The 3548-nt window shown below is 50.3% G+C and carries 2 protein-coding genes; one reads left to right on the top strand and one right to left on the bottom strand.

What is annotated here, in order from left to right:
* Positions 1-311: 311 nt before the first annotated feature.
* Positions 312-1448 carry an IS630 family transposase gene (locus tag F1593_RS27565; RefSeq protein WP_149404759.1) on the bottom strand — a complete coding sequence of 379 codons (1137 nt, stop codon included), beginning with the start codon at positions 1446-1448 and terminating at the stop codon, positions 312-314.
* 423 nt (positions 1449-1871) lie between these two features.
* Between F1593_RS27565 and F1593_RS27560 the strand changes: the two genes are divergently transcribed.
* On the top strand, positions 1872-3272 hold the full coding sequence (locus F1593_RS27560) for an IS4 family transposase (RefSeq protein ID WP_149404758.1): 1401 nt from the start codon (positions 1872-1874) through the stop codon (positions 3270-3272).
* Positions 3273-3548: the final 276 nt, after the last annotated feature.

Genomic DNA, 3548 nt, shown 5'->3' with positions numbered 1-3548 from the left:
CACCAAACGTCGAGCGCTTCGCCGTCTTGAGCAATTAGGGTACCAGGTCCAATTACAGCAGGCAGCAGAGACGGCATGATCTCTGCTGCCTGCTTTTGTGGAGCGGCTATTTTCAGGAGAATACCTGGAATGATGATGGAGCAGTGTAGGTGCGTGCCAAGGCCGCAGCCGAGGTGCGCTTTCCCGTTTATCGTACCGTAATCTCGCCGCTGGCATGACGATGCGGTACGGATGGACCTACGTGTGAGCATATCGTACGTGACGAGGAAAGCGCACCTCGGCTGCGGCCTTGGCACGCACCTACTACTCTGTCAAGCTTCAATTACCGGGTACAATCGTGCGAGTCGAATACGAGCATCTTGAGTAGTAAAGCGCCAGTTTATTTTTGCTTGTTTCGCATTTCTTTTCTCTTGCCATTTGCTTGCACGATTTTTTGCTTCTTCAATATCTTTTATGCGCCCACACAGACATTGACGGCCAAGTACAGATAATTCGATTTCAGCCATATTCAACCAGCTTCCATGTTTTGGCGTATAATGTATTTCAAGCTTTTTCTTTATACGCATGGCTTCTTCTGGTGAGAATACAGTATAGAGAGATCCAGTCGTATGAGTATTCAAATTGTCCATTACTAGTATGATTTTCTCTGCATGCGGGTACTGTTTATCCACCAAATCGCGCAGGAACAGAGCGAAGTCTTTTCTTGTGCGCCGCTCTTTTATCTCCAAAAATCTTTTACCTCCTAATGGTTCACACGCAATAAATACATTTGCAAATCCATCTGGATCATATTGATAATCCTCACGTTTTACCTTACCCCGTTTCATAGCAATTGCTTCTCTCAGCTCTTTCACAAATTGAACACTTCCTTCGTCCAAACAGACTTGTGGATAACGAGCATCATATGGACGAGTATACACATCAAGAACATCTTCCATGCAATCGATATAATTAGCATCTGCTATCGGGGCAATACACCACTGCTTCTTTAGCCAGGGTTTTAACTCATTCTTTTTGAGAACTTTTCGTATTGTTTCATAGCTGATACTTTCGACAATTTCCAATTCAACAGCACGATCTGCTATTGCTCGTAGGGTCCATTTTTCTGCTCCTTCGGGTTGCTCCGTACAAAGAAAAGCGATCACCTGAGCCTCTCGCTTCCCATCGGGATTTTGCTTCTCTGGCCTTCTCGGTTGCCTCTTCCGCTCCAGTGCCTCTTCTAATCCTTCTTCCACAAAACGCTTTCGCACTACCTTCAGCATGGTCTCTCCGAGACCGAATACTTCCTGAATATGGCGATCTGTCCATCTTGGTCCTTCTGGTCCCTTATCAGCCTTTAATAAGATGTGTGCATGATTAATCTTACTTGCAGGTGATTTCCCTTTTCTTATTATATCCTCTAAATACTCTCTTTGCTTTGCATTAAGATTTACGGTATACTTACTCATTGAGGTCTCCTTCTTTTTGATTAGTTTTTTAAATTCTGTAAGAAGGATACCTCATTTTCTTCCGTGCTATCAAGGTTGACAGAGTACTACATCGCTCCCCGACGTTCTGTCCTCTCCCCTGCGTGCCGAATTCCCCCCCCCTCCCTTTTTGTTCATTTTATGCGCTATTGGGCATGTTTCTCCTGAAATTACTCCCAACCTCATGGTTCAGGCTGTGCCTCAATACGGTCCAAATACCTGGAATGATGATGGAGCAGTGTAGGTGCGTGCCGAGGTCGCAACCGAGGTGCGCTTTCCTTTCCCGTAATTCGTACGATAGGCTCTCCCGTAGGCTCATTCATCCCCCAAAAATGGAGCTGGCAAGTTAACGCATATTCTGGTAAGCTGGAAGGAGAAGCTATATAGAGGAAAGGCACAAGAAAGATGGATGGAGAAAGATTGGAGCATCCCGACAAATGGGCAGGAGAAACCTTCGGCACGACAGAATTGGGGGATCTGCGGCGTACAGATCGCCTGGTCCAGATGGCGACGGTCATTGCGGAGAACCCCTCGGCATCCTTGCCGGAAAGCATGCGTAATTGGGCAGATACGCTGGCCGCCTATCGCTTCCTGGACAATGAAGCCGTGACCCACGAGCAGATCATGACCCCCCACTGGAGAACAACCCGTCAAGAGGCAATGCAACGCTCCCGTGTGCTGCTGGCCGCCGACACAACGGATATCAACCTTTCCAGCCATGAGACAGCCGAGGGTCCGGGTCCCATCGGACGAGGAAACAAAGCCCAGGGCTTCTTCGTGCATACAGTCTTGGCGATGGATGCCGATTCGCAGCAATTGCTTGGCTGTCTGTATCAAGAACCCTTTGTCCGTCAAGGAGCACCGAAAGGGGAGACAAAGGCCCAACGGAAAAAGCGTGTGCGAGAATCGCAGGTGTGGGAGCGCAGCATCCAGGCCATCGGACCGGTTCCAGACCAGCAGAAGTGGATCTACGTGGGGGACCGGGGCAGCGACATCTACACCTTTTGGCAGACGTGCGAACAGTTGGGATATGACTTTGTGGTCCGTGTGGCGCAGGATCGCCGGGTGCTTCTCGATGAGATCCCTGAAGCGGAGGACCCTGAAGTGCTCCGTCTCAAAACCCTGGCTCGTGCTTTGCCTGCGCAAGGTGGCCGGGTTTTGCACATTCCCGCCCAGCGTCAGCGCCCAGCTCGCGATGCCTTTGTGCAGATCAGTTGGCAAGAAGTGCGTATCCAACCGCCCGCCAACGGGGCGGCGCTCTCGAAAACGGAGGTCAAGGCTTGGGTTGTTCACGTGTGGGAACCAGAGCCGCCACAAGGAGTGGAGCCGTTGGAGTGGATCTTGGTGACAACGGTACCGATCGCATGTGAGCAGGATGCCTGGGAGCGGGTGAAATGGTACAAATGGAAGTGGCTCCTGGTAGATTTTCACAAGGTACTGAAAACCGGCTGTGGCATCGAAGTCCGTCAAAAACAGACGGTCGGAGCCATGTGGAATCTGCTGGGGATCTTGACCCCGATGGCGATACGATTATTATGGTTGCGGCAGACTGCACAGCTGGCTCCGGATACCCCTGCCACTGAGGTGGTCTCGCAAGAAGTGATTGACGTCGTCACGCACCTTGATAAACGCCCGAAGGTCATACTCACCGCCAATGACTTGTGGCGCACCATTGCCAGCTTCGGAGGCTACCTCAATCGAAAGGGTGATGGACCTCCAGGATGGCAGACCTTATGGAAGGGTTGGTTGTATATTCAAACAGTTCTCCAAGGCGTTCATCTTGCGACTCGCTTTCCTCCCTCATAAATTGTGTTAACTTGTCAGAAACGGAGTGGGGGTTTGACAGAGAGCGTTGGGGCGAGAAATCGGTACGAGACGAGGAATGCGCACCTCGGCTGCGGCTGTCTGTTACCCACATTTTTGGAGTGAAGAAATGATAGAATAGAAGAAAGGAAAAAGGAAAAATGAAGAAAAGAGAGAGAGAGAAGAAAAAATGGAGCAAGAGCGCATACAAACCGCTGAACAGTGGGCCGTCCTGAACTATGGGACAGCATTGCTGGCTGATACACGACACACCGCCCG

Source organism: Dictyobacter arantiisoli, from assembly GCF_008326305.1.
Lineage (GTDB): Bacteria > Chloroflexota > Ktedonobacteria > Ktedonobacterales > Ktedonobacteraceae > Dictyobacter > Dictyobacter arantiisoli.
Note: the sequence above shows the minus strand (reverse complement) of the source record. Positions and strands in the feature narration are given on the sequence as shown.